The organism is Streptomyces sp. NBC_00287, from assembly GCF_036173105.1.
In the GTDB taxonomy this organism is placed as follows: Bacteria; Actinomycetota; Actinomycetes; order Streptomycetales; family Streptomycetaceae; genus Streptomyces.
This window is the reverse complement of the sequence record NZ_CP108053.1, coordinates 1,581,911-1,602,375: the sequence shown is the minus strand read 5'-3', so window position 1 is coordinate 1,602,375 and position 20,465 is coordinate 1,581,911. Positions and strand designations below refer to the sequence as shown.

18 protein-coding genes, 1 rRNA gene and 1 riboswitch are annotated in these 20,465 nt (G+C 68.5%); of the genes, 12 read left to right on the top strand and 7 right to left on the bottom strand.

The features are described 5' to 3' along the window. Positions 1-16 precede the first annotated feature (16 nt). The 11 genes from rrf to OHT76_RS07235 all read left to right on the top strand — a co-directional run bounded on the left by rrf (position 17) and on the right by OHT76_RS07235 (position 10,291). Positions 17-133, top strand: a 5S ribosomal RNA gene (gene rrf, locus OHT76_RS07285). A 109-nt stretch (positions 134-242) separates the two neighbouring features. Further along, positions 243-851 carry a CDP-alcohol phosphatidyltransferase family protein gene (locus OHT76_RS07280; protein ID WP_328869928.1) on the top strand — a complete coding sequence of 203 codons (609 nt, stop codon included), beginning with the start codon at positions 243-245 and terminating at the stop codon, positions 849-851. 114 nt (positions 852-965) lie between these two features. Further along, a complete protein-coding gene (locus tag OHT76_RS07275) occupies positions 966-3,461 on the top strand; it encodes a mannose-1-phosphate guanyltransferase (RefSeq protein ID WP_328869927.1) in 2,496 nt (831 codons plus the stop codon). 98 nt (positions 3,462-3,559) lie between these two features. Further along, complete coding sequence (locus OHT76_RS07270; protein ID WP_328869926.1) at positions 3,560-4,471, top strand: DUF881 domain-containing protein; 912 nt, start codon at positions 3,560-3,562, stop codon at positions 4,469-4,471. Further along, entirely contained in the window at positions 4,468-4,800 is a 333-nt protein-coding gene (locus tag OHT76_RS07265; protein WP_003988855.1) for a small basic family protein, read from the top strand. Before OHT76_RS07270 ends, OHT76_RS07265 begins: the two co-directional genes overlap by 4 nt. A gap of 5 nt (positions 4,801-4,805) precedes the next feature. Further along, the gene (locus tag OHT76_RS07260) at positions 4,806-5,639 is read left to right on the top strand and encodes a DUF881 domain-containing protein (RefSeq protein ID WP_328869925.1); all 834 of its coding nucleotides are present in this window, start codon (positions 4,806-4,808) and stop codon (positions 5,637-5,639) included. A 61-nt stretch (positions 5,640-5,700) separates the two neighbouring features. Continuing rightward, positions 5,701-6,660, top strand: a complete 960-nt coding sequence (locus OHT76_RS07255; RefSeq protein WP_328869924.1) for an FHA domain-containing protein — start codon at positions 5,701-5,703, stop codon at positions 6,658-6,660. A 20-nt stretch (positions 6,661-6,680) separates the two neighbouring features. Continuing rightward, positions 6,681-7,418 (top strand): transcriptional regulator FtsR, encoded by a 738-nt coding sequence (gene ftsR, locus OHT76_RS07250; protein WP_328869923.1) that lies wholly within the window; start codon positions 6,681-6,683, stop codon positions 7,416-7,418. A 108-nt stretch (positions 7,419-7,526) separates the two neighbouring features. Next, positions 7,527-8,000, top strand: a complete 474-nt coding sequence (locus OHT76_RS07245; protein WP_004002801.1) for a bifunctional nuclease family protein — start codon at positions 7,527-7,529, stop codon at positions 7,998-8,000. A gap of 206 nt (positions 8,001-8,206) precedes the next feature. Beyond that, positions 8,207-8,851, top strand: coding sequence for a MerR family transcriptional regulator (locus tag OHT76_RS07240; protein WP_328869922.1), 645 nt, complete (start codon positions 8,207-8,209; stop codon positions 8,849-8,851). A 69-nt stretch (positions 8,852-8,920) separates the two neighbouring features. Beyond that, entirely contained in the window at positions 8,921-10,291 is a 1,371-nt protein-coding gene (locus tag OHT76_RS07235; protein ID WP_328869921.1) for a DNA polymerase IV, read from the top strand. Positions 10,292-10,546: 255 nt separating this feature from the next. Here OHT76_RS07235 and OHT76_RS07230 read toward each other — a convergent pair whose 3' ends face one another. After that, positions 10,547-10,924, bottom strand: coding sequence for a PRC-barrel domain-containing protein (locus OHT76_RS07230; RefSeq protein ID WP_328869920.1), 378 nt, complete (start codon positions 10,922-10,924; stop codon positions 10,547-10,549). Between the two features lie 114 nt (positions 10,925-11,038). Then, positions 11,039-11,135: riboswitch (glycine riboswitch) on the top strand. 174 nt (positions 11,136-11,309) lie between these two features. Here OHT76_RS07230 and gcvP point away from each other — a divergent pair. Further along, positions 11,310-14,195 (top strand): aminomethyl-transferring glycine dehydrogenase, encoded by a 2,886-nt coding sequence (gcvP, locus tag OHT76_RS07225; RefSeq protein ID WP_328869919.1) that lies wholly within the window; start codon positions 11,310-11,312, stop codon positions 14,193-14,195. Between the two features lie 60 nt (positions 14,196-14,255). On the opposite strand, the gene OHT76_RS07220 is transcribed toward gcvP, so the two are convergent. From OHT76_RS07220 to OHT76_RS07195, 6 genes are all read right to left on the bottom strand, one after another. Continuing rightward, on the bottom strand, positions 14,256-14,675 hold the full coding sequence (locus tag OHT76_RS07220) for a TOBE domain-containing protein (protein ID WP_328869918.1): 420 nt from the start codon (positions 14,673-14,675) through the stop codon (positions 14,256-14,258). Positions 14,676-14,734: 59 nt separating this feature from the next. Further along, on the bottom strand, positions 14,735-15,796 hold the full coding sequence (locus OHT76_RS07215; protein ID WP_328869917.1) for an ABC transporter ATP-binding protein: 1,062 nt from the start codon (positions 15,794-15,796) through the stop codon (positions 14,735-14,737). Then, positions 15,793-16,623, bottom strand: coding sequence for a molybdate ABC transporter permease subunit (gene modB / locus OHT76_RS07210; RefSeq protein ID WP_443049735.1), 831 nt, complete (start codon positions 16,621-16,623; stop codon positions 15,793-15,795). Before modB ends, OHT76_RS07215 begins: the two co-directional genes overlap by 4 nt. Next, entirely contained in the window at positions 16,620-17,441 is an 822-nt protein-coding gene (modA, locus tag OHT76_RS07205) for a molybdate ABC transporter substrate-binding protein (RefSeq protein ID WP_328869916.1), read from the bottom strand. Before modA ends, modB begins: the two co-directional genes overlap by 4 nt. Before the next feature lie 171 nt (positions 17,442-17,612). After that, positions 17,613-18,011, bottom strand: coding sequence for a TOBE domain-containing protein (locus tag OHT76_RS07200; RefSeq protein ID WP_328869915.1), 399 nt, complete (start codon positions 18,009-18,011; stop codon positions 17,613-17,615). Between the two features lie 184 nt (positions 18,012-18,195). Then, positions 18,196-20,151 carry an APC family permease gene (locus OHT76_RS07195; RefSeq protein WP_328869914.1) on the bottom strand — a complete coding sequence of 652 codons (1,956 nt, stop codon included), beginning with the start codon at positions 20,149-20,151 and terminating at the stop codon, positions 18,196-18,198. Positions 20,152-20,465: the final 314 nt, after the last annotated feature.

The following is a 20,465-nucleotide window of genomic DNA, read 5'->3' as shown; positions in this document are numbered from 1 at the left end:
GTCAGTTTCATAGTGTTTCGGTGGTCATAGCGTGAGGGAAACGCCCGGTTACATTCCGAACCCGGAAGCTAAGCCTTACAGCGCCGATGGTACTGCAGGGGGGACCCTGTGGGAGAGTAGGACGCCGCCGAACTCCTTTTACAGCTCTGGCTCTTGGGCATACTGCCCAGGGGCCAGAGCTTTTTTGCGTTGGGGTAAGGTCAGGGGGCATCGTTCGCACGTTTCCCTCAGGAGGCCCCCGGGTGGAGGTCCAGGAGACCCGTGTCCAGACGGACAGGGTCCTCACCATCCCCAACATCCTCAGCATGGCTCGGCTCGTTGGTGTGCCGGTGTTTCTGTGGCTGATCCTCTGGCCGGAGTTCGGAGGGCCGAAGAGCGACGGCTGGGCCCTGTTGGTGCTGATGCTGAGCGGGATCAGTGACTACCTGGACGGCAAGCTCGCGCGGCGCTGGAACCAGATCAGCAACCTCGGCCGGCTCCTGGACCCGGCTGCAGACCGGCTCTACATTCTCTCGACTTTGGTCGGACTGACCTGGCGCGAGATTCTTCCGATCTGGTTGACTGCCGTACTTCTTGCGCGAGAACTGGTTCTACTGGTGATGGTGGGCATCCTCAGGCGTCATGGCTATCCGCCGCCCCAGGTGAACTTCCTGGGGAAGGCGGCTACTTTCAACCTGATGTATGCCTTCCCGTTGCTCCTGCTCAGCGACGGAAGCGGGTGGCTCCCGTCACTTGCTGCTATTTTCGGATGGGCGTTCGCCGGATGGGGTACAACGCTCTACTGGTGGGCAGGAGTCCTCTACGTGGTACAGGTCCGCCGCTTGGTCCGTGCGGACACCATGGCCGATTGAACTCGCCCCCTGATGCGATCCAGCGGCTCGATGGCCCGCTGCAGAAAAGTGCGGGACAATCTGGACGGGTGAAGTCGGCTAGACCGTCGTCTCTTCGAGGAGGACGCTTCCGACATGAAGGCCGTCGTGATGGCCGGAGGCGAAGGCACACGCCTTCGCCCCATGACCTCAAGCATGCCCAAGCCGCTCCTGCCGGTGGCCAACCGGCCGATCATGGAGCACGTTCTGCGGCTGCTCAAAAGGCATGGGCTGAACGAGACCGTCGTAACTGTCCAGTTCCTGGCCTCATTGGTCAAGAACTACTTCGGTGACGGTGAAGAGCTCGGAATGGAGCTCAGCTATGCCAACGAGGAGAAGCCACTCGGTACCGCCGGAAGCGTCAAGAACGCCGAGGAGGCGTTGAAGGACGATGCCTTCCTTGTGATCTCCGGCGATGCCCTGACCGACTTCGACCTCACCGACCTGATCCGTTTCCACAAGGAGAAGGGCGCGCTCGTCACTGTCTGTCTGACGCGTGTGCCGAATCCTTTGGAATTCGGAATCACCATCGTCGACGAGGAAGGCAAGGTCGAGCGTTTCCTCGAGAAGCCGACCTGGGGCCAGGTCTTCTCGGACACGGTGAACACCGGTATCTACGTCATGGAGCCCGAGGTCTTCGACTATGTCGAGGCCGATGTGCCCGTCGACTGGTCCGGCGATGTCTTCCCTCAGTTGATGAAGGAGGGCAAGCCGATCTACGGGTATGTCGCGGAGGGCTACTGGGAGGATGTCGGCACCCACGAGAGCTATGTGAAGGCGCAGGCCGACGTCCTGGAGGGCAAGGTCGACGTCGAGCTCGACGGGTTCGAGATCTCGCCGGGCGTGTGGGTGGCCGAGGGCGCGGAGGTGCATTCCGACGCTGTTCTCCGTGGTCCGCTCTACATCGGGGACTACGCCAAGGTCGAGGCCGGTGCCGAAATCCGCGAGCACACCGTGATCGGCTCGAACGTCGTCGTGAAAAGCGGGGCCTTTCTGCACAAGGCCGTCGTGCACGACAACGTGTATGTCGGGCAGCACAGCAACCTTCGGGGCTGTGTCGTCGGCAAGAACACCGACATCATGCGTGCGGCTCGAATCGAGGACGGTGCTGTCATCGGCGACGAGTGCCTCGTCGGTGAAGAGTCGATCATTCAGGGCAATGTGCGGGTCTACCCGTTCAAGATCATTGAGGCCGGCGCCTTCGTCAATACGTCGGTGATCTGGGAGTCCAGGGGACAGGCACATCTCTTTGGGGCCCGTGGGGTCTCGGGAATCCTGAATGTCGAGATCACGCCGGAGCTGGCCGTGCGTCTCGCCGGCGCCTATGCGACGACCCTCAAGAAGGGGTCGACCGTCACTACCGCCCGTGACCACTCCCGTGGTGCTCGGGCGTTGAAGCGGGCGGTGATCTCGGCGCTCCAGGCGAGCGCCATCGACGTACGCGACCTGGAGAACGTACCGCTGCCCGTCGCTCGGCAGCAGACCGCTCGTGGTAGCGCCGGCGGGATCATGATCCGGACGACGCCCGGTGTGCCGGATTCCGTGGACATCATGTTCTTCGACGGTCGGGGTGCCGATCTGTCGCAAGGCAGCCAGCGCAAGCTGGACCGGGTGTTCGCGCGCCAGGAGTACCGGCGGGCGTTCCCCGGTGAGATCGGGGACCTGCACTTCCCGGCCAGCGTGTTCGACTCGTACACGGGATCGCTGCTGCGGAACGTGGACACGACCGGGATCGCCGAGTCCGGGCTCAAGGTCGTCGTGGACGCGTCCAACGGAAGTGCAGGCCTGGTGCTGCCCAGCCTGCTCGGCAAGCTCGGTGTGGACTCGCTGACCATCAATCCCGGTCTGGACGAGTCCAGGCCCACCGAGACGGCGGATGCTCGGCGTTCGGGGCTGGTGCGGCTGGGGGAGATCGTGGCCTCCGCGCGGGCCGCGTTCGGGGTGCGGTTCGATCCCGTCGGTGAGCGGCTGTCCCTGGTCGACGAGAAGGGGCGGATCGTCGAGGACGACCGTGCGCTGCTTGTGATGCTCGACCTGGTGGCCGCGGAGCGACGCAGTGGGCGGGTGGCTCTGCCGGTGACCACCACCCGGATCGCCGAGCAGGTGGCGGCGTACCACGGGACGCAGGTGGAGTGGACGACGACCTCGCCCGACGACCTGACGCGGGTCGGGCGGGACGACACCACGATCTTCGGCGGTGACGGCAAGGGCGGGTTCATCGTCCCGGAGTTCAGCGGTGTCTTCGACGGTTCGGCCGCCTTTGTACGGCTGATCGGTCTTGTCGCCCGGACGCAGCTCACCCTCAGCCAGATCGACGCGCGGATTCCGCGGGCGCATGTCCTCAAGCGGGACCTGGCGACACCCTGGGCGGTCAAGGGGCTCGTGATGCGGCGGGTCGTGGAGGCTGCCGGCGACCGTTTCGTGGACACCACGGACGGTGTGCGGGTGGTGGAGACCGATGGGCGTTGGGTGATGGTGCTGCCGGACCCGGCCGAGGCCGTCACCCATCTGTGGGCGGAGGGGCCCGATGACGCCTCGGCCCAGGCCCTGCTCGACGAGTGGTCGGCAGTGGTGGACAGCGCAGGGCGCTGAAATCCCCAGCACGCGCGCGTGCCGGACAAGTGTCCCCAAGGGGGCCTGTCCGGCACGCCGGTGGGGCCATTCGGAGGTACCGGGCGCGACGTGCGACGATGTGCGGCATGCCGCAGCAGCCCCCCGTTCGGAGCACTCCTACGCGCCCCTCGCGCCCGGATGCATCCATGTCGCTGCTCACCAACGTCATGGATCACAGCCTCGACGACGGATACGCCGAGGCGGCGGCCCGGAAGAAGGCGGCGGACGGTGGTCTCCCCAAGACCCTCAGGGCGAAGCTCGGGCTCGCGGCCGGACTGGTGCTGGCTGCCCTCGTCGTCACGGTCGGTGCGGCCCAGGCGAGGGTCGCGGCCCCCGTCGTAGCGAAGGAGCGCGAGGAGCTGATCGACCGGATCGATCAGGAGACCGAGGCCGCGGACAAGCTTGAGGACAGTGTCGACGAGCTGCGTGACGATGTGAGCGCGCGCCAGCGCGAGGCGCTCAAGGAGAGCGGCGGCAGCGAGCAGGCCGAGCTCGTGGGCATCCTCTCCGGGGCCGTCGAGGTACACGGTCCTGGCGTGAAACTGGTGGTGAACGATGCCAAGGAAGCCACCGGGGGTGGTGACGGGGACCCGCGCGAGACGTCCGGGTTCTCCGACACCGGGCGGGTGCGCGACCGGGACATGCAGCGTGTGGTCAATGGGCTGTGGGAGTCGGGGGCCGAGGCGATCTCCATCAATGGGCAGCGGCTGACGGCGCTGTCCGCGATCAGGGCCGCGGGTGACGCGATACTGGTCGACAACAAGCCGCTGGTACCGCCGTACACGGTGCTCGCGGTGGGGGACGGGGAGCGGCTGAGCACCAGGTTCCAGGACAGTGCCGACGGGCTGTATCTGCATGCCTTGCAGGAGAACTTCGGCATCCGGACCGCCATCTCCACGGAGGGGGAACTCCGGCTGCCCGCAGCACCCAGTGTGACCGTACGAACAGCACAGCCGAGCACCGAGAAAACCGAGAAGGGCACATCGTGATCGCCGTACTGGGCCTCGTCGTGGGAGTCGTGGCCGGCCTGTTGGTCCGGCCTGAGGTTCCGGCGGTCGTCGAGCCTTATCTGCCGATCGCCGTCGTGGCGGCGCTGGATGCCGTCTTCGGTGGTCTGCGGGCCATGCTCGACGGCATCTTCGACGACAAGGTCTTCGTGGTGTCGTTCCTGTCCAATGTGGTCGTCGCCGCGCTGATCGTGTTCCTGGGCGACAAGCTGGGCGTGGGGGCGCAGTTGTCCACCGGTGTCGTCGTGGTCCTCGGCATCCGCATCTTCTCGAACGCCGCGGCGATCCGTCGGCATGTGTTCCGGGCGTGAGGCCGATGAGTAACCAGGACGAGACGGCCGAGAACAGGCTGCGCAAGGAACTGCCCGACGAGGTCCCGCCCGCGGCTGCCGAGGCAGCTGGGGAAGAGCCGGAGCCCCAGCCGGTGCTCACCGGTCGGCAGCGGCTCGTCAAGGGGCTGTGGCCGCCGCGTGTCACCCGGGCCCAACTGATCGTCGCCCTGCTGCTGTTCGGCCTCGGCTTCGGCCTGGCCGTGCAGGTCGCCTCCAACAGCGACGGGGACGACGCCCTGCGCGGCGCGCGTCAGGAGGATCTTGTCCGGATCCTCGATGAACTGGATGACCGTACACAGCGTCTTGAGGACGAGAAGCAGGGACTCGAGAAGCAGCGGGACGAGCTGGAGAACAGCTCGAACCAGGCCGAGGAGGCTCGAAAGCAGACGGTCGAGAAGGAGCGGCAACTCGGCATCCTGGCGGGCACGGTGGCCGCACAGGGACCCGGCATCACGGTGACCATCGACGACACGAAGGGGACGGTCGAAGCGGACATGCTGCTCGACGCCATTCAGGAGTTGCGTGCGGCCGGGGCGGAGGCAATCCAGGTGAACGGGGTACGCGTGGTGGCAGGTACCTATCTGACGGATTCGGGGAACTCCGTGAGCGTCGACGGGAACAAGATCAACGCGCCCTATCGTTTCAAGGTCATCGGCAAGCCGCAGGACCTCGAACCGGCGCTCAACATCCCTGGAGGCGTGGTGCAGACTCTTGAGAAGGAGCAGGCCACCGTCACCGTCGAGCGGTCGGACAAGATCGTTGTGGACGCCTTGCGAGCCGCGGAGCAGCCTGACTACGCTCGGTCGTCCTCGCGGTGAATCGGGGGTGCATGGGGGACGTCCGGCGAGGGCATGAGGTTGCGGGGGGTCGGCGCACCGAATGGGTGGTGCGTGGTGGAAACTGTCTGGTGGATACGGACGTTGTGAGGATGTCCGGGTCGGCCGGAGTGTGCAGTCAGGGTTCGTCCTGCCCCACGGGCGGGTCTGTTTCAGTCAAGGGGAATCGCCCGTGAAGTTGTTTGCGAAGTTGTTCGGCAAGAGCGCGCGGCAGGGCAACGAAAATGCCACCGCCCGGCACCGCGCGCAGCCTGACGCAGAGGGCCAGCGGCCGTTGTTCCGTGACCAGGTGGGTGGTCCGGGCGGTGACATTTCCGGAGGTCAGGGCGCGCCGTCTGTTGACCCTGCCCAGTCCGGAGGCATAGGTTTCGGGCAACCGTCAACCTCAAGTACGGGTGGAGGGTTCTCCGCCGACCCGTACGCGTCCAATGCCCCGTCGGGGCAGCCGCGGCAGGAGGATCCGTCCATGTCGGCCCTGGTGTGCACGAGGTGCGGTAACCGCAACGCGGAGAACAGTCGCTTCTGTTCCAACTGCGGTGCTCCGCTGCGGGCGGGTGCCGTTCCCGAGCGTCCGTCCGAGACCACGTCCACGATCTCCATCTCCGGTCTTGAGGCCTACGACGCCGAGGCCACCGGTCAGACGCAGATGCCGGCGCTGTCCCCCGAGGCGCAGGCCGCCGTCGAGGCGCTGCCGCTCGGCTCCGCGCTCCTGGTGGTGCGCCGTGGGCCGAACTCGGGCAGCCGCTTCCTGCTGGACGGTGACCTGACCACCGCCGGCCGTCACCCGCAGAGCGACATCTTCCTGGACGACGTCACCGTCTCGCGCCGGCATGTGGAGTTCCGCCGCAGCCAGGACGGCTCGTTCACGGTGGCCGACGTGGGCAGCCTGAACGGTACGTACGTCAACCGCGAGCGCATCGACCAGGTCGCTCTGTCGAACGGCGACGAGGTGCAGATCGGCAAGTACCGGCTGGTCTTCTACGCGAGCCAGCGAGGCTACTGACCCTCCCCCGGAGAAGGTCCATGCTTCAAACACCGAGCGGCGGTGCCGGACACGGCACCGCCGCCACGGACAGTGGGCTGATGAGCATCGGCACGGTGCTGACCGTGCTGCGCGACGAGTTCCCCGAAGTCACCATCTCCAAGATCCGTTTCCTGGAGTCCGAGGGCCTCGTCGAGCCGCAGCGGACCCCGTCGGGGTACCGCAAGTTCAGCGCGGACGACGTCGAGCGACTCGGCCATGTCCTGAGGATGCAGCGGGACCACTATTTGCCCCTGAAGGTGATCCGGGAGCACCTCGACGCCATGGAGCGGGGCGAGGCCGTACCCCTGCCCACCGTGGGCCGACAGCGCGACGGGGAGGCCGTAGCGGAATTCTCCGAGGCTCCCACGGCTGCTCGGATCGGGCGGAGCGAGCTGCTGGCCGCCGCCGAGATCGGCGAGCGGGACCTTGAGGAGTGGGAGTCGTACGGGCTGATCGCTCCGCTGCCGGACGGGGCGTATGACGCCGAGGCGGTCACTGTGGCCTCGCTCGTCGCCGAGCTGGGGCGGTTCGGGATCGAACCGCGGCACCTGCGGGTGATGAAGGCCGCAGCGGACCGTGAGGCCGGGCTCGTGGACCAGGTCGTGGCACCGCTCAGGCGCCACCGCAACCCGCAGACCAGGGCGCATGCCGAGGCCCGTACCAAGGAGCTGGCGGGGCTCACGGTGAAACTGCACGCCGCGCTCGTGAAGACCGCGCTCGGAGTACGGCTGCCCTGAGCCGGGGCCGGGGCCGGGAGCGGGGCCGGAGGGCCTCGGAAGGCCGGATCGGCCGCCCGTTTCCTGCCCGACTACCCAAACGTCCCGGGCACGGCCTAGGGTTGCTGTGTGAACGAGCTCGATGTCGTAGGTGTCCGGGTCGAAATGCCCTCCAACCAACCGATCGTGCTCCTGCGCGAAGTGGGAGGCGACCGTTACCTCCCCATCTGGATCGGCCCGGGGGAGGCGACGGCCATTGCCTTCGCTCAGCAGGGCATGGCCCCCGCGCGACCGCTGACCCACGACCTGTTCAAGGACGTGCTGGAGGCCGTCGGCCAGGAGCTCACCGAAGTGCGCATCACGGACCTGCGTGAAGGCGTCTTCTACGCGGAGCTGGTCTTCGCCAGCGGGGTCGAGGTGAGCGCCCGCCCGTCCGATGCCATAGCGCTGGCCCTGCGCACCGGAACGCCGATCTACGGCAGCGACGGCGTGCTCGACGACGCGGGCATCGCGATTCCGGACGAGCAGGAGGACGAGGTGGAGAAGTTCCGCGAGTTCCTCGACCAGATCTCGCCCGAGGACTTCGGCACCAGCAGCCAGTGAGACGGCTCGGGCCTCGGCAATTGCCAGCGGCGAGTGAGAGCGTCCTGCGGCCTGCTCCCAGCGCATTCGGCTAGCCTTTCCCCGCGGTGGGGTGCGGGAAACCACTCCTAGGGTGATTATCACTCGGCGTGCCGAGTGTGGCGATCGTTGACGCACCCCTGGTGACTGCCTACCGTCGAGAAGGCAGGTCAAGGACGGAGGTCGGCGTGAGAAGCAGCGGCGACGGTACGGCTGGGGGTGCCCCCGGACGCGGTCTCGGGGCGAGCGGTCCGTACCCGCTTCACGGCAGCGCGGCCGACCACGCTCCGCAGCGACCGGCGGCCGTGCCGAGCGGCGGAGGGGTGGCGCCCATGGCGTCCGAGGAGATCGGCTATCGCGGGCCTACGGCCTGCGCGGCCGCCGGCATCACCTATCGGCAACTGGACTACTGGGCGCGCACCGGGCTCGTCGAGCCGAGTGTGCGCCCTGCCTACGGTTCGGGGACGCAGCGGCTGTACAGCTTCCGGGACGTCGTCGTCCTGAAGATCGTCAAGCGGTTCCTGGACACCGGTGTCTCGCTGCAGAACATCCGTACCACGGTGCAGCATCTGCGGGAGCGAGGGTTTCGGGACCTGGAGCGCATGACGCTGATGAGCGACGGTGCCACGGTCTACGAGTGCACCTCGCCGGACGAGGTCCATGCGCTGCTCCAGGGCGGGCAGGGCGTCTTCGGGATCGCCGTCGGTGTGGTGTGGCGGGACGTGGAGAGCGCGCTGTCCCAGCTGCACGGGGAGCGGATCGACACCGGGGAGACGTTGGTCGGCCACAACCCGGCGGACGAGCTGGCGCGGCGGCGGAACCGGGCGGTCTGAGGCCCGGTCGGGGCCGTGCGCGGGGTCGGCTCGGGGGCATTGTCAGTGGCGTAGGGCAGCATCGGATATGTGAGAAACGCGCCCACGATCCTGCATCTCGACATGGATGCCTTCTTCGCTTCGGCGGAGCAGGCGTCTAAGCCGAGTCTGCGCGGGAAGGCCGTCATCGTGGGCGGGCTCGGGCCTCGTGGTGTGGTGGCGACGTGTTCGTACGAGGCACGGGTATTTGGTGTTCATTCGGCCATGCCCATGGCGCAAGCCCGGCGGCTCGCGCCGAACGCCGCGTATCTCGTGCCGCGCTTCAGCTTCTACCGTTCGATCAGTGAGCAGGTCATGGAGCTGCTGGGGGCGCTGTCGCCGTTGGTGGAGCCGCTCAGCCTGGACGAGGCCTTCGTGGACCTGGAGGCCGGGGGTACGGCCTGGGACGCGGAGTCGGCGAGGCTGGCGGGGGTGAAGCTGCGCGCCGACATACGGGCGGTCACGGGGCTGACGGGGTCGGTGGGGCTCGCGGCGTCCAAGATGCTGGCGAAGATCGCCTCGGAGCAGGCCAAGCCGGACGGTCTTGTGCTGATCGAGCCGGGGACCGAGCGGGCGTTGCTCGGGCCGCTGTCGGTGCGGACCCTGCCGGGGGTCGGGCCGGCTACGGGGGACCATCTGCGGCGGGCCGGGATCCATACGGTCGATGAGCTGGCCGAGGCGGGGGAGGACGAGCTCGTGCGGCTGCTGGGCAAGGCGCATGGGCATGCGCTGTACGCCATGGCGCTGGCGCGGGACGAGCGGCCCGTTGTGGCCGAGCGGGAGACGAAGTCGGTGTCCGTGGAGGACACGTACGACGTCGACATCCATGATCGGGTGCGGGTCGGGCTTGAGGTGGCGCGGCTGGCGGATCGGTGCGTGCGGCGGCTGCGGGGGGCCGGGTTGTCCGGGCGGACGATCGTGTTGAAGGTGCGGCGGTACGACTTTTCCACGCTGACTCGGTCCGAGACGTTGCGTGGGCCTACGGATGATCCGGCGGTCGTGCGGGAGGCTGCGGCTCGGTTGTTGGAGTCGGTGGACACGACCGGGGGTGTGCGGTTGCTGGGGGTGGGGGTCAGTGGGCTTGCCGACTTCACGCAGGAGGATCTTTTCGCGCAGGCCGCGGGGGAGGGGGTGGCGGATGACGTGGGGGAGGAGGGGGAGGTTGAGGCTGCTGGTCGGGAGGTTGTGTTGCCTGGGGAGCGGCGGTGGGCTGCGGGGCATGATGTGCGGCATGCCGAGTTCGGGCATGGGTGGGTGCAGGGGAGTGGGGTGGGGCGGGTGACTGTGCGGTTCGAGACGCCGGATTCTGGGCCGGGGCGGGTGCGGACGTTTTTGGTGGACGATCCTGAGTTGTCGGTGGCGGAGCCGTTGCCGCTGGTGCCGCGAAGACCTGGGGCTTCTGTGGACGGGGTTCGGGCGTGACCGTTGCCCGGGCTGGCGTCGGGTGGGTTTCGCTCGCCCGCGCTTGCGGGGTGCCGCTCTCTTTGGCAGCGGGTGCCGCCCCAGCGGCACGACTGCCCGCAGCGGCGGCAGGTGGGCTGCAGCCGCTGCCTCGCTGCGCGCCGTTCCGGTGGCACGACTGCCCGCTGCTGGGTGGGTAGGGCGCCGGTTCCGGCGGTACGACTGCCCGCAGCTGCGTGGGTTTAGGGCGGCGGCCGTTTCAGGGGTGGCACTCGATCAGGTGTCCGCGTCCTCCGTGCCTGCCAAGTTGCCGAAGTCGTGGTCTGGGGGTGGGGGTGTTGCGGTGATGTCCAGGCCGTAGTGGTGGTAGAGCTGGAGTTCTTGTTCGGGGGAGAGGTGGCGGCCTACTCCGAAGTCGGGGGCGTCCTTGATCAGGGAGCGGTCGAAGGGGACGTGCAGGGTGCCTTCCACGAGTTCGCTGGGCTCCAGGGGGACGAACGCGTCTCTGCTGAACAGGCCGGTGCGTATGGCTGCCCACTCCGGTACGCCGGTCGCGTCGTCGAGGTAGACCTCGTCGATCGTGCCGATCTTCGTACCGTTACGGTCGAACGCCTTGCGGCCGATCAGGTTGCGCGGATCGATGTCGGTCTGCACGGGCCCTCCACTTGGTCGCAACTCATCCGTAAGCACTACGAAAGAGCACATTGGGGCAAGCGGCCACTCGAACGCCTGGGCGTTGACCTCGCTGGTAGGCTTTCAGGCGGCTGTTGACCCCGTGCGGGAGAGTCCTCCGAACACCATCCGGAGGCGCCGAAGGAGCAAATCCTCCCCGGAATCTCTCAGGCCCACGTACCGCACGGACGAGGTCACTCTGGAAAGCAGAGCGGATGTCCACGGCTTCCGCTCTCACCGACGGTGAAAGCCGGGTGCCCTCGGGCGTCCGGTGAAGCTCTCAGGTTGAGATGACAGAGGGGGAGGCCGTCCGGGTACCCGCGCCGTGGTGCCCCTCGAAGGTCGTGTCGACCAGGAGGCCTCCGCAATGACCGCCCATCGCATTCCGCTCTCCGAGCTCGAACAAGGGATCCCCTTCGAGCAGCGTCATATTGGTCCTGATCATGAGGCTCGGGCCAAGATGCTCGCGCAGGTCGGCTACGGCTCGCTCGACGAGCTCACCGCCGCCGCGGTGCCGGATGTGATCAAGAACGCCGACGCCCTCGACCTGCCGGGCGCGCGTACCGAGGCCGAGGTGCTCGCCGAGCTGCGGTCGCTCGCTGACCGCAACCAGGTGCTCGACTCCATGATCGGGCTCGGGTACTACGGGACCTTCACCCCGCCCGTCATCCTGCGCAATGTCATGGAGAACCCGGCCTGGTACACGGCCTACACGCCGTACCAGCCCGAGATCTCCCAGGGGCGGCTCGAAGCCCTGCTGAACTTCCAGACCATGGTCGCCGACCTGACCGGGCTGCCCACCTCCGGTGCCTCGCTGCTCGACGAGGGGACGGCCGCGGCCGAGGCCATGGCCCTGTCCCGGCGCATGGGCAAGAACAAGAAGGGCCTCTTCCTGATCGACGCGGACGCCCTTCCGCAGACCATCGCCGTGATCGAGACGCGGGCCGAGCCGACCGGCGTGGAGGTCGTGGTCGCCGACCTCAGCGACGGCATTCCGGCCGAGATCGCCGAGCGCGAGATCAACGGCGTACTGATCCAGTACCCGGGCGCCTCCGGTGCCGTACGGGACATCAAGCCCCTCATCGAGCAGGCCCATGAGCTCGGCGCGCTGGTCACCGTCGCCGCCGATCTGCTCGCGCTGACGCTGCTGACGTCGCCGGGTGAGCTCGGCGCGGACATCGCGGTCGGTACCACCCAGCGATTCGGTGTGCCGATGGGCTTCGGCGGTCCGCACGCCGGCTACATGGCCGTACACGAGAAGTTCGCGCGCAGCCTGCCCGGGCGGCTGGTGGGCGTGTCCGTGGACGCCGACGGGAACAGGGCCTACCGGCTCGCACTGCAGACGCGTGAGCAGCACATCCGTCGTGAGAAGGCCACCAGCAACATCTGTACGGCGCAGGTGCTGCTCGCCGTCATGGCCGGGATGTACGCCGTCTACCACGGGCCCGAGGGGCTCAAGGGCATCGCCGCGCGGGTCCACCGGTACGCCACGATCCTCGCCGCGGGGCTCACCGCGGGCGGAGTCGAGGTCGTGCACGGTTCGTTCTTCGACACGCTCACCGTGCGGGTCCCGGGGCGGGCAGCCGAGGTCGTCGCCGCCGCGCGGGAGAACAGTGTCAACCTGCGTCTTGTCGACGCCGACCACGTTTCCGTCGCCTGTGACGAGACGACCGGCCGGGCTCAGCTGGGCGCCGTGTGGAGCGCCTTCGGGGTCGACGGGGACATCGAGGCGCTGGACGCCGGGGTCGAGGACGCGCTGCCGCAGGCGTTGCTGCGCGGGGACGAGGTCCTGACGCACCCGGTCTTCCACCAGCACCGCTCCGAGACCGCCATGCTGCGCTACCTGCGCCGGCTGGCCGACCGTGACTACGCGCTCGACCGCGGCATGATCCCGCTGGGCTCCTGCACGATGAAGCTCAACGCGACGACCGAGATGGAGCCGGTCACCTGGCCGGAGTTCGGGCAGATGCACCCCTTCGCGCCCGCCGAGCAGGCGCAGGGCTACCTCACGCTCATCCGTGAGCTGGAGGAACGTCTCTCCGAGGTCACCGGGTACGACAAGGTCAGCCTGCAGCCGAACGCCGGCTCGCAGGGTGAGCTGGCCGGTCTGCTCGCCGTACGCGGCTACCACCGGGCCAACGGTGACGAGCAGCGCACCGTCTGCCTCATCCCGTCCTCCGCGCACGGCACCAACGCCGCCAGCGCCGTGATGGCCGGCATGAAGGTCGTCGTCGTCAAGACCGCCGAGGACGGCGAGATCGACGTCGAGGACCTGCGGGCGAAGATCGAGCAGTACCGCGACGAACTGTCGGTGCTGATGATCACGTACCCCTCGACGCACGGTGTCTTCGAGGAGCATGTCGCCGACATCTGTGCGCAGGTGCACGAGGCCGGTGGGCAGGTCTACGTCGACGGCGCCAACCTCAACGCCCTGGTGGGGCTTGCCAAGCCGGGCCACTTCGGCGGTGACGTCTCGCATCTGAACCTGCACAAGACCTTCTGCATCCCGCACGGCGGCGGTGGTCCGGGTGTCGGTCCGGTCGGTGTGCGCGCGCACCTGGCGCCGTATCTGCCGAACCACCCGCTGCAGCCCGCGGCCGGTCCCGAGACGGGTGTCGGGCCGATCTCGGCGGCGCCGTGGGGCTCCGCGGGGATCCTGCCGATCTCGTGGTCGTACGTCCGGCTCATGGGCGGCGAGGGGCTCAAGCGGGCCACGCAGGTCGCGGTGCTCAGCGCCAACTACATCGCCAAGCGGCTGGAGCCGCACTACCCGGTGCTGTACACCGGTCCCGGCGGGCTCGTCGCGCACGAGTGCATCATCGATCTGCGTCCGCTGACGAAGGCGACCGGTGTGAGCGTCGACGATGTCGCCAAGCGGCTCATCGACTACGGCTTCCACGCGCCGACGATGTCCTTCCCGGTGGCCGGCACGCTGATGATCGAGCCGACCGAGTCCGAGGACCTGATCGAGCTGGACCGGTTCTGCGAGGCGATGATCGCCATTCGCGCGGAGATCGAGAAGGTCGGTTCCGGGGAGTGGGCCGCGGACGACAACCCGCTGCGGAACGCTCCGCACACCGCTGACTCGCTGGGCGGGGAGTGGAAGCACGCGTACAGCCGTGAGGAGGCCGTGTTCCCGGATGGGGTCTCGGCCGCGGACAAGTACTGGCCGCCGGTGCGCCGTATCGACCAGGCCTTCGGCGACCGGAACCTGGTGTGCTCCTGCCCGCCGTTGGACGCGTACGACGACTGATCAGGCGTAGGAAACAGGGCTCCGCCCGGGCTGTACGGCTCGGGTGGAGCCCTTTTTGTGTCAGGGGGTTGCCAGGGAGATCTCGGTCGACTTGATCAGGGCGATCACGGGGGTGCCGGGGGTCAGGCCCAGGTCGGTGGCTGCTTCCGTGGTGATCGCTGAGGTCAGTTCGCCGCCGGCGACCGTGATTTTGATCGAGGTCATCGCTTCGCCGGTGGCGATCTCGCTTACCGTGCCCGGTAGTTGGTTGCGGATCGAGAGGCCGGTGACGGGGGCGGTGGCGAGTGCGACTTCCGTCGACTTCACCAGGGCCCGTACTTCGGAGCCTGGGGTGAGGGCCAGGTCTTGGGCTGCTTCCCTGGTGATCGCGGCGGTGAGGTGGTGGCCGCCGGAGAGGTCCACCTTGACGGTGGCCATGACTTCGCCGGGGGTGATGGCGGTGACGGTGCCCGGGAGTTGGTTGCGGATGCTGAGGGGCATGGGACGCCTCTGGTTCGGGGTGGGTCGGTGGGGCGTCCCACGGTAGTCGGGCGGTGGGCTTATGCCGGGTACGCGTGCGTTTGCGTCGCCTTGACTGTTGCCCAGACCGGGGCGCCGGGGTGGAGGTCGAGTTCCGCCGCGGCGACTGTGGTGAGGTCGGCGGCGAGGGGGAGTTCGCCGGTGAGGTCCGCGCGGATCTGGTCGCCGTGGGTTTCCAGGCCTTCGACGTGGCACTGCCAGAGGTTGCGGGCGCTGGCGCCGGTGGGGCGGTCGCGGAACAGGGTCACGGCGCCCGGGGGGAAGGCGACGAACACCGGGCCGGTGAGGTCTTCCGTGGTGGTGATGGTGGGGCCCGCGTCCAGGTGGACCGTGTGGCCTTCCGCCTTGCCCTTGTAGAGGTTCAGGCCCACCAGTTGGGCGATGTAGTCCGTGCGGGGGTGGCGGGCGATGTCCGCGGGGGTGCCTTCCTGGACCACTCGGCCGTGTTCGATGACCACCAGGCGGTCCGCCAGGACCATGGCGTCCAGGGGGTCGTGGGTGACCAGGACCGCTACTGCCTCGAACTCGGCGAGGTGGCGGCGGAGTTGGGCTCGGACCTCCAGGCGGGTACGGGCGTCCAGGGCTGCCAGGGGTTCGTCGAGGAGGAGCAGGCGGGGGTTGGTGGCCAGGGCTCGGGCCAGGGCGACGCGTTGGGCCTGGCCGCCGGAGAGGTGGCGGGGCTTGGCGGTGGCGTGGTCGGTGAGGCCCATGCGGTTGAGCCAGGTGTGGGCCTGGGCTCGGGACTCGGCCTTGGTGGCGCCTTGGCAGCGGGGGCCGAAGGCGACGTTGTCGAGGGCGGTGAGGTGGGGGAAGAGGAGGTAGTCCTGGAATACGACGCCCACCGGGCGGTTTTCGGGGGGTGTGCGGTCCAGGGGGGTGCCGTCCAGGCGGAGGTGGCCGGCGGTGAGGGGGATCAGGCCGGCGAGGGCGCGGAGGGCGGTCGTTTTGCCTGCGCCGTTGGGGCCGAGCAGGGCCAGGACGTCGCCGGGGGCGGCCTTGAGCCTGACATTCAGGTGGAAGCTGTCTCGGTCGACGATCAGGTGGGTGTCCAGGCCCTGGTCGCCTTGGGTGAAGGCGGTCATGGGGTTGCCATCCAGCGGTCGCGCAGTGCTGCCAATACCGTGATCGATACCGCCAGGAGCACCAGGCTCAGGGCGATGGCGGCTGCCGGGTCCGATTGGAGGGCCAGGTAGACCGAGAGGGGCATGGTCTGGGTTCGGCCCGGGAAGTTGCCCGCGAAGGTGATGGTGGCGCCGAACTCGCCCAGGGCGCGGGCCCAGGCCAGGACCGCTCCGGCCGCGATGCCCGGGGCGATCAAGGGCAGCGTCACTCTGCGGAACGCCGTGAAGCGGGACGCGCCCAGCGTCGTGGCGGCTTCCTCGTAGCGGGGGTCGGCGGCTCTGAGCGTGCCTTCCACGCTGATGACCAGGAACGGCATCGCCACGAAGGTCTCCGCCACCACCACGCCCGCTGTAGTGAACGGGAGCGTGAGGCCGAACCAGTCGTCCAGCCACTGGCCGACCACGCCGTTGCGGCCGAGGGCGAGGAGGAGGGCCACTCCGCCCACCACCGGGGGGAGGACCAGGGGCAGGGTCACCAGGGCTCGGACCAGGCCGCGGCCCGGGAAGTCCGTTCTGGCCAGCAGCCAGGCCAGCGGGACGCCCAGGACCAGGCTCAGCGCCGTGGCCGCTGTCGCGCAGAGCAGGGACAGGCGCAGGGCGTCCCATACCTCTGGGCTGGTCAGCTGGTCGGGGAGGGTGCGCCAGGGGGTGCGGACCAGCAGGGCGATCAGGGGGACCACCAGGAACGCCAGACCCAGGAGGGCGGGGAGCAGCAGCGGCAGCGGCACCATACGGGGCCGGACGCGGCGCTTGCTGCCGCCCTCCAACGTCTCGGCGGTACTCGTCACGGCTTCAGGAACCCGGCCTCGGTCAGGACCTCCTGGCCCTCCGCGGAGCGCACCAGCTCCATGAACGCCTTGGCCGCGTCCGGGTTGGGCGCGTCCTTGAGGAGGGCGATCGGGTAGTCGTTGATGGCGTCGGCCGCCTCGGGGAAGTCCACGCCCTCCACCTTGTCACCCGCCGCCTTCACGTCCGTCCGGTACACGAGGGCGGCGTCGGCCTCCTTGAGCTCGACCTTGGTCAGGGCGCCCTTGACGTCCTGCTCGTACGAAACCGGCGTGACCTTGAGTCCGGCCGCCGTCAGCGCCTTGTCGGCCGCGGCTCCGCACGGCACCGTCTTGTCGCACAGGACCACCTTCAGGCCGGACTTGCCGAGGTCCTTGAGGGAGGAGATCTTGTCGGGGTTGCCCGGCAGGGTGGCGATCTCCAGTTGGTTGCGGACGAAGGTGACCGGGGTGTCGGCCGTGTCCTTCGCGTCCGTCACGATCGCCATGGTCTTGGGGCTGGCGGCGGCGAAGACGTCGGCGGGGGCGCCGCCCGTGATGTTCGCGGCGAGGGTGTCGCTGCCGCCGAAGCTGAAGGTGACCTTGGTTCCCGGGTGCTCCTTCTCGAACTGCTTGCCGAGCTCGGTGAAGCTCTCCTGGAGGGAGGCTGCGGCGAAGACGGTGACTGTGCCGGAGAGCTTCGGGGAGCCCGAGGAATCCGACGCCGTGGACGTCTCGGAGTCGGACGAGGAGGAGCAGGCGCTCAGCAGGAGCAGTACGGCGACTCCCGCGCCGGTCGCCTGGACAGCGGTACGGCGACTCCGGCGGGCGTAACGGGTCATCACTGGTCCACTCCCTCGTCTCCTGGGGAGGAAGCCGCCGGGCCTGACCGCCGGCTCCCCCTCGCATACGCCGATCATACTGACGCATATGCAAGGCGTAAGTCTTCTGGCTCTTCGCATGAGCGAGGGGATAAGCGGCTGGAGATTCGTATGTGCGGATCGAGAGGGGTGTTACGTGCGGTCGATGTGTACGTTTGTCGACTTCACGCGGGCCGTGGCCTCCATGCCGACCTCCAGGCCCAGCTCCTCCACGGCCTCCCGGGTGAGCAGGGAGACGAGCCGGTGCGGGCCGGCCTGGATCTCGACCTGGGCAGCCACGTCGCCGAGTTTGATCGCGGTGACGATGCCGGGGAAGGCGTTGCGGGCGGAGGTGTACGGCGCCTCCTCCTCGGGCGTGGCCGCCGTCTTGGCGAGCTCCACCGAGAACGCGGCCAGATCCCGCCCGTCGATGAGCCGTCGGCCACTGTCGTCGCGGTGGGTCGCCACTCGGCCCGCGTCCGCCCAGCGGCGGGCGGTGTCCGGGCTGACGCCGAGAAGTCGTGCGGCCTGGCCGATCGTGTAGGACTGCATGCCGGTCACGATAGGGCGTCCGCCGGTGTGGACTCGCGGGGTGGCGGGTCCGGTTGGGCGTCCGCCGGTGTGAACTCGCGAGGCGGCGGGTCCGGTTGGGCGTCCGCCGGTGTGAACTCGCGAGGCGGCGGGTCCGGTTGGACGTCAGCTCCTGTGGGCCTGCGGGCGGCGGGCCCGTCGGACGTCAGCCCGTGTGGACCCGCGGGCGGCGGGCCCGGTCCGGTTCTGCCTCGCGCAGGACCTCTCGGGTCACCGGGGCGACCTCGCCCTGGCCGAAGAGGAAGAAGCGCAGGAAGTTGGCGAAGGGGTTGCCCTCGGTCCACTCGAAGTAGATGTGCGGGGTGCAGCCCGTGGTGTCACGGACGTGCAGGAGGAGGGCGGCCAGGGCGTTGGAGACGGAGGAGGACTCCACGGTCAGAACGCGGTAGCGGTTGTGCATGACCTCGCCGCGTACGGTCAGGCCGGACTCGAACTCGGACGGGTCGGTGACCGTGACCTCGACGAAGACGAAGTCGTCCTGCTCGGAGAGGTCGTTGTCCTGCCGGATCTGCTCGACCTTGTCCCGGTACTCGGCGATGTCACGGGCGTCGGGCTCGTTGGCGATGAACCGGATCTTGCGGCTGGCGATGTCCCGGATGAATCGTTCCGCCATGTCGTCCAGCGTCACGCTGGTCACACGCAGCTCGAAGGCGCGGGCCAGCCGGGAGGCCAGGGACAGGATGATGATGCCCGCGATGAAGCAGGCGCCGATCTTCACACCGTCCGGGCGCTCGATGACGTTCACGATCGTCGTGTAGAGGAACACCACCGAGATCACGGCGAAGGCGATGGTCCAGTTCCGCTGCCCTGCCTTGCGGGCGGCGATGGTCACGGCGATGGCGGCGGAGCTGATCAGGACCAGGACGCCGGTGGCGTAGGCGCCGCCCTGTGCGTCGACGTCGGCGTCGAAGATCCAGGTGACCAGGAAGCCGACCAGGGTGAAGACGATGACCATCGGGCGGACGGCCCTGGCCCAGTGCGGGGCCATGCCGTAGCGGGGCAGGTAGCGCGGCATCAGGTTGAGCAGGCCGGCCATCGCGGAGGCGCCGGCGAACCAGAGGATTGCGATGGTCGAGACGTCGTAGATCGTCCCGAAGGCGCCGCCCAGATAGTCGTGCGCGAGGTACGCGAGCGCGCGGCCGTTGGCCGGGCCGCCCTCTTCGAAATCCTTCTCGGGGATCAGCAGCGTGGTGATGAAGCTGGTGCAGATCAGGAAGCAGCTCATGATGAGGGCGGCGGCGGTGAGCAGCTTCTTGGTGTCGCGGATGCGGCCCTTCGGGTGTTCCTCGGTGTCCCCCTCGTCGCCCTTGACGTGCGGCATGACGGCGACGCCGGTCTCGAAGCCGGAGAGGCCGAGGGCGAGCTTCGGGAAGACGATCAGGGCCATACCGATCATGACGAAGACATTGCCGTGCTCGGCGGTCAGAGCATCGGTCCAGTCGGTGATGACATGGCCCTCGGTGATGACGTGGTACAGGCCGACGATCACCACGACGGCGTTCAGCGCGAGATAGGCCCCGACCAGGGCGACGGCGACGCCGATCGCCTCCAGGAAGCCCTTGAGGAACACCGCGCCGAGCAGGGCGACGAGCACCAGGGTGATCACCAGTTGCTTGTCGTGCAGGGCGCTGTTCAGATGCGGATTCTCGACCAGGTGGGTCGAGGCGTCCGCCGCCGAGAGCGTGATGGTGATCAGGAAGTCGGTGGCGGCGAAGCCGAGCAGGGTCAGGACGAACAGCTTGCCCTTCCAGAAGGAGAGCAGCCGTTCCAGCATCGCGATCGAGCCCTCGCCGCGCGGGCTCTCCTCGGCCACCCGTCGGTAGACGGGCAGGGCGCCCGCCAGGGTGACGATCACCAGCACGATCGTCGCGATCGGCGAGAGCAGGCCGGCCGCGAGGGCCGCGATGCCCGGCTGGTAGCCGAGGGTGGAGAAGTAGTCGACGCCGGTCAGGCACATCACCCGGTACCAGGGCTGGCCCTTGTGGGCCGGCTCGGGTTCGGCGTGCGGGCCCTGGCGACCGTGGCCCTTGCCCATGTCGGAGAGGCCCTCCAGCATCCAGGCGCGCAGGCGACTGGGCTGGGGGTGTTCCGTGGTGGCCATCGGCGGGCTCCTGATGCGCTGGTCAGCGTGCGTTTTCGGCCATCACGCGAATGGCGGCATCAGCGTAAGCGGAGAGTGACGCCTGGGCCCTCGGATGAAGGGGGTGCGGGCGTCAAGCTTCCGTTAAGACTGGCCGGGTGGGCGTGGCCGGAGCATCGAGAAGGAGGCTCTTCGGGGGTTCGGGGGAGGGGTTGCGGTGATCAGGAACGGACACCCAGCGTCATGGCGTACGGCGATGGGGGCAGCGCGTATCGGTGTGGGGCCGTCCTGATGACCGCGGCGACCTAGTCCAGCAGGGAACCGGCGGTCACGGA

Coding starts and splice junctions, on each gene's coding strand:
- OHT76_RS07270 (WP_328869926.1), top strand. CDS start 3,560: ATGTGCGGCATGCCGCAGCAGCCCCCCGTTCGGAGCACTCCTACGCGC.
- OHT76_RS07275 (WP_328869927.1), top strand. CDS start 966: ATGAAGGCCGTCGTGATGGCCGGAGGCGAAGGCACACGCCTTCGCCCC.
- OHT76_RS07215 (WP_328869917.1), bottom strand. CDS start 15,796: ATGACCGCCTTCACCCAAGGCGACCAGGGCCTGGACACCCACCTGATC.
- ftsR (WP_328869923.1), top strand. CDS start 6,681: ATGCTTCAAACACCGAGCGGCGGTGCCGGACACGGCACCGCCGCCACG.
- OHT76_RS07220 (WP_328869918.1), bottom strand. CDS start 14,675: ATGCCCCTCAGCATCCGCAACCAACTCCCGGGCACCGTCACCGCCATC.
- OHT76_RS07255 (WP_328869924.1), top strand. CDS start 5,701: ATGGGTGGTGCGTGGTGGAAACTGTCTGGTGGATACGGACGTTGTGAG.
- OHT76_RS07260 (WP_328869925.1), top strand. CDS start 4,806: ATGAGTAACCAGGACGAGACGGCCGAGAACAGGCTGCGCAAGGAACTG.
- modA (WP_328869916.1), bottom strand. CDS start 17,441: ATGACCCGTTACGCCCGCCGGAGTCGCCGTACCGCTGTCCAGGCGACC.
- OHT76_RS07195 (WP_328869914.1), bottom strand. CDS start 20,151: ATGGCCACCACGGAACACCCCCAGCCCAGTCGCCTGCGCGCCTGGATG.
- gcvP (WP_328869919.1), top strand. CDS start 11,310: ATGACCGCCCATCGCATTCCGCTCTCCGAGCTCGAACAAGGGATCCCC.
- OHT76_RS07200 (WP_328869915.1), bottom strand. CDS start 18,011: ATGCAGTCCTACACGATCGGCCAGGCCGCACGACTTCTCGGCGTCAGC.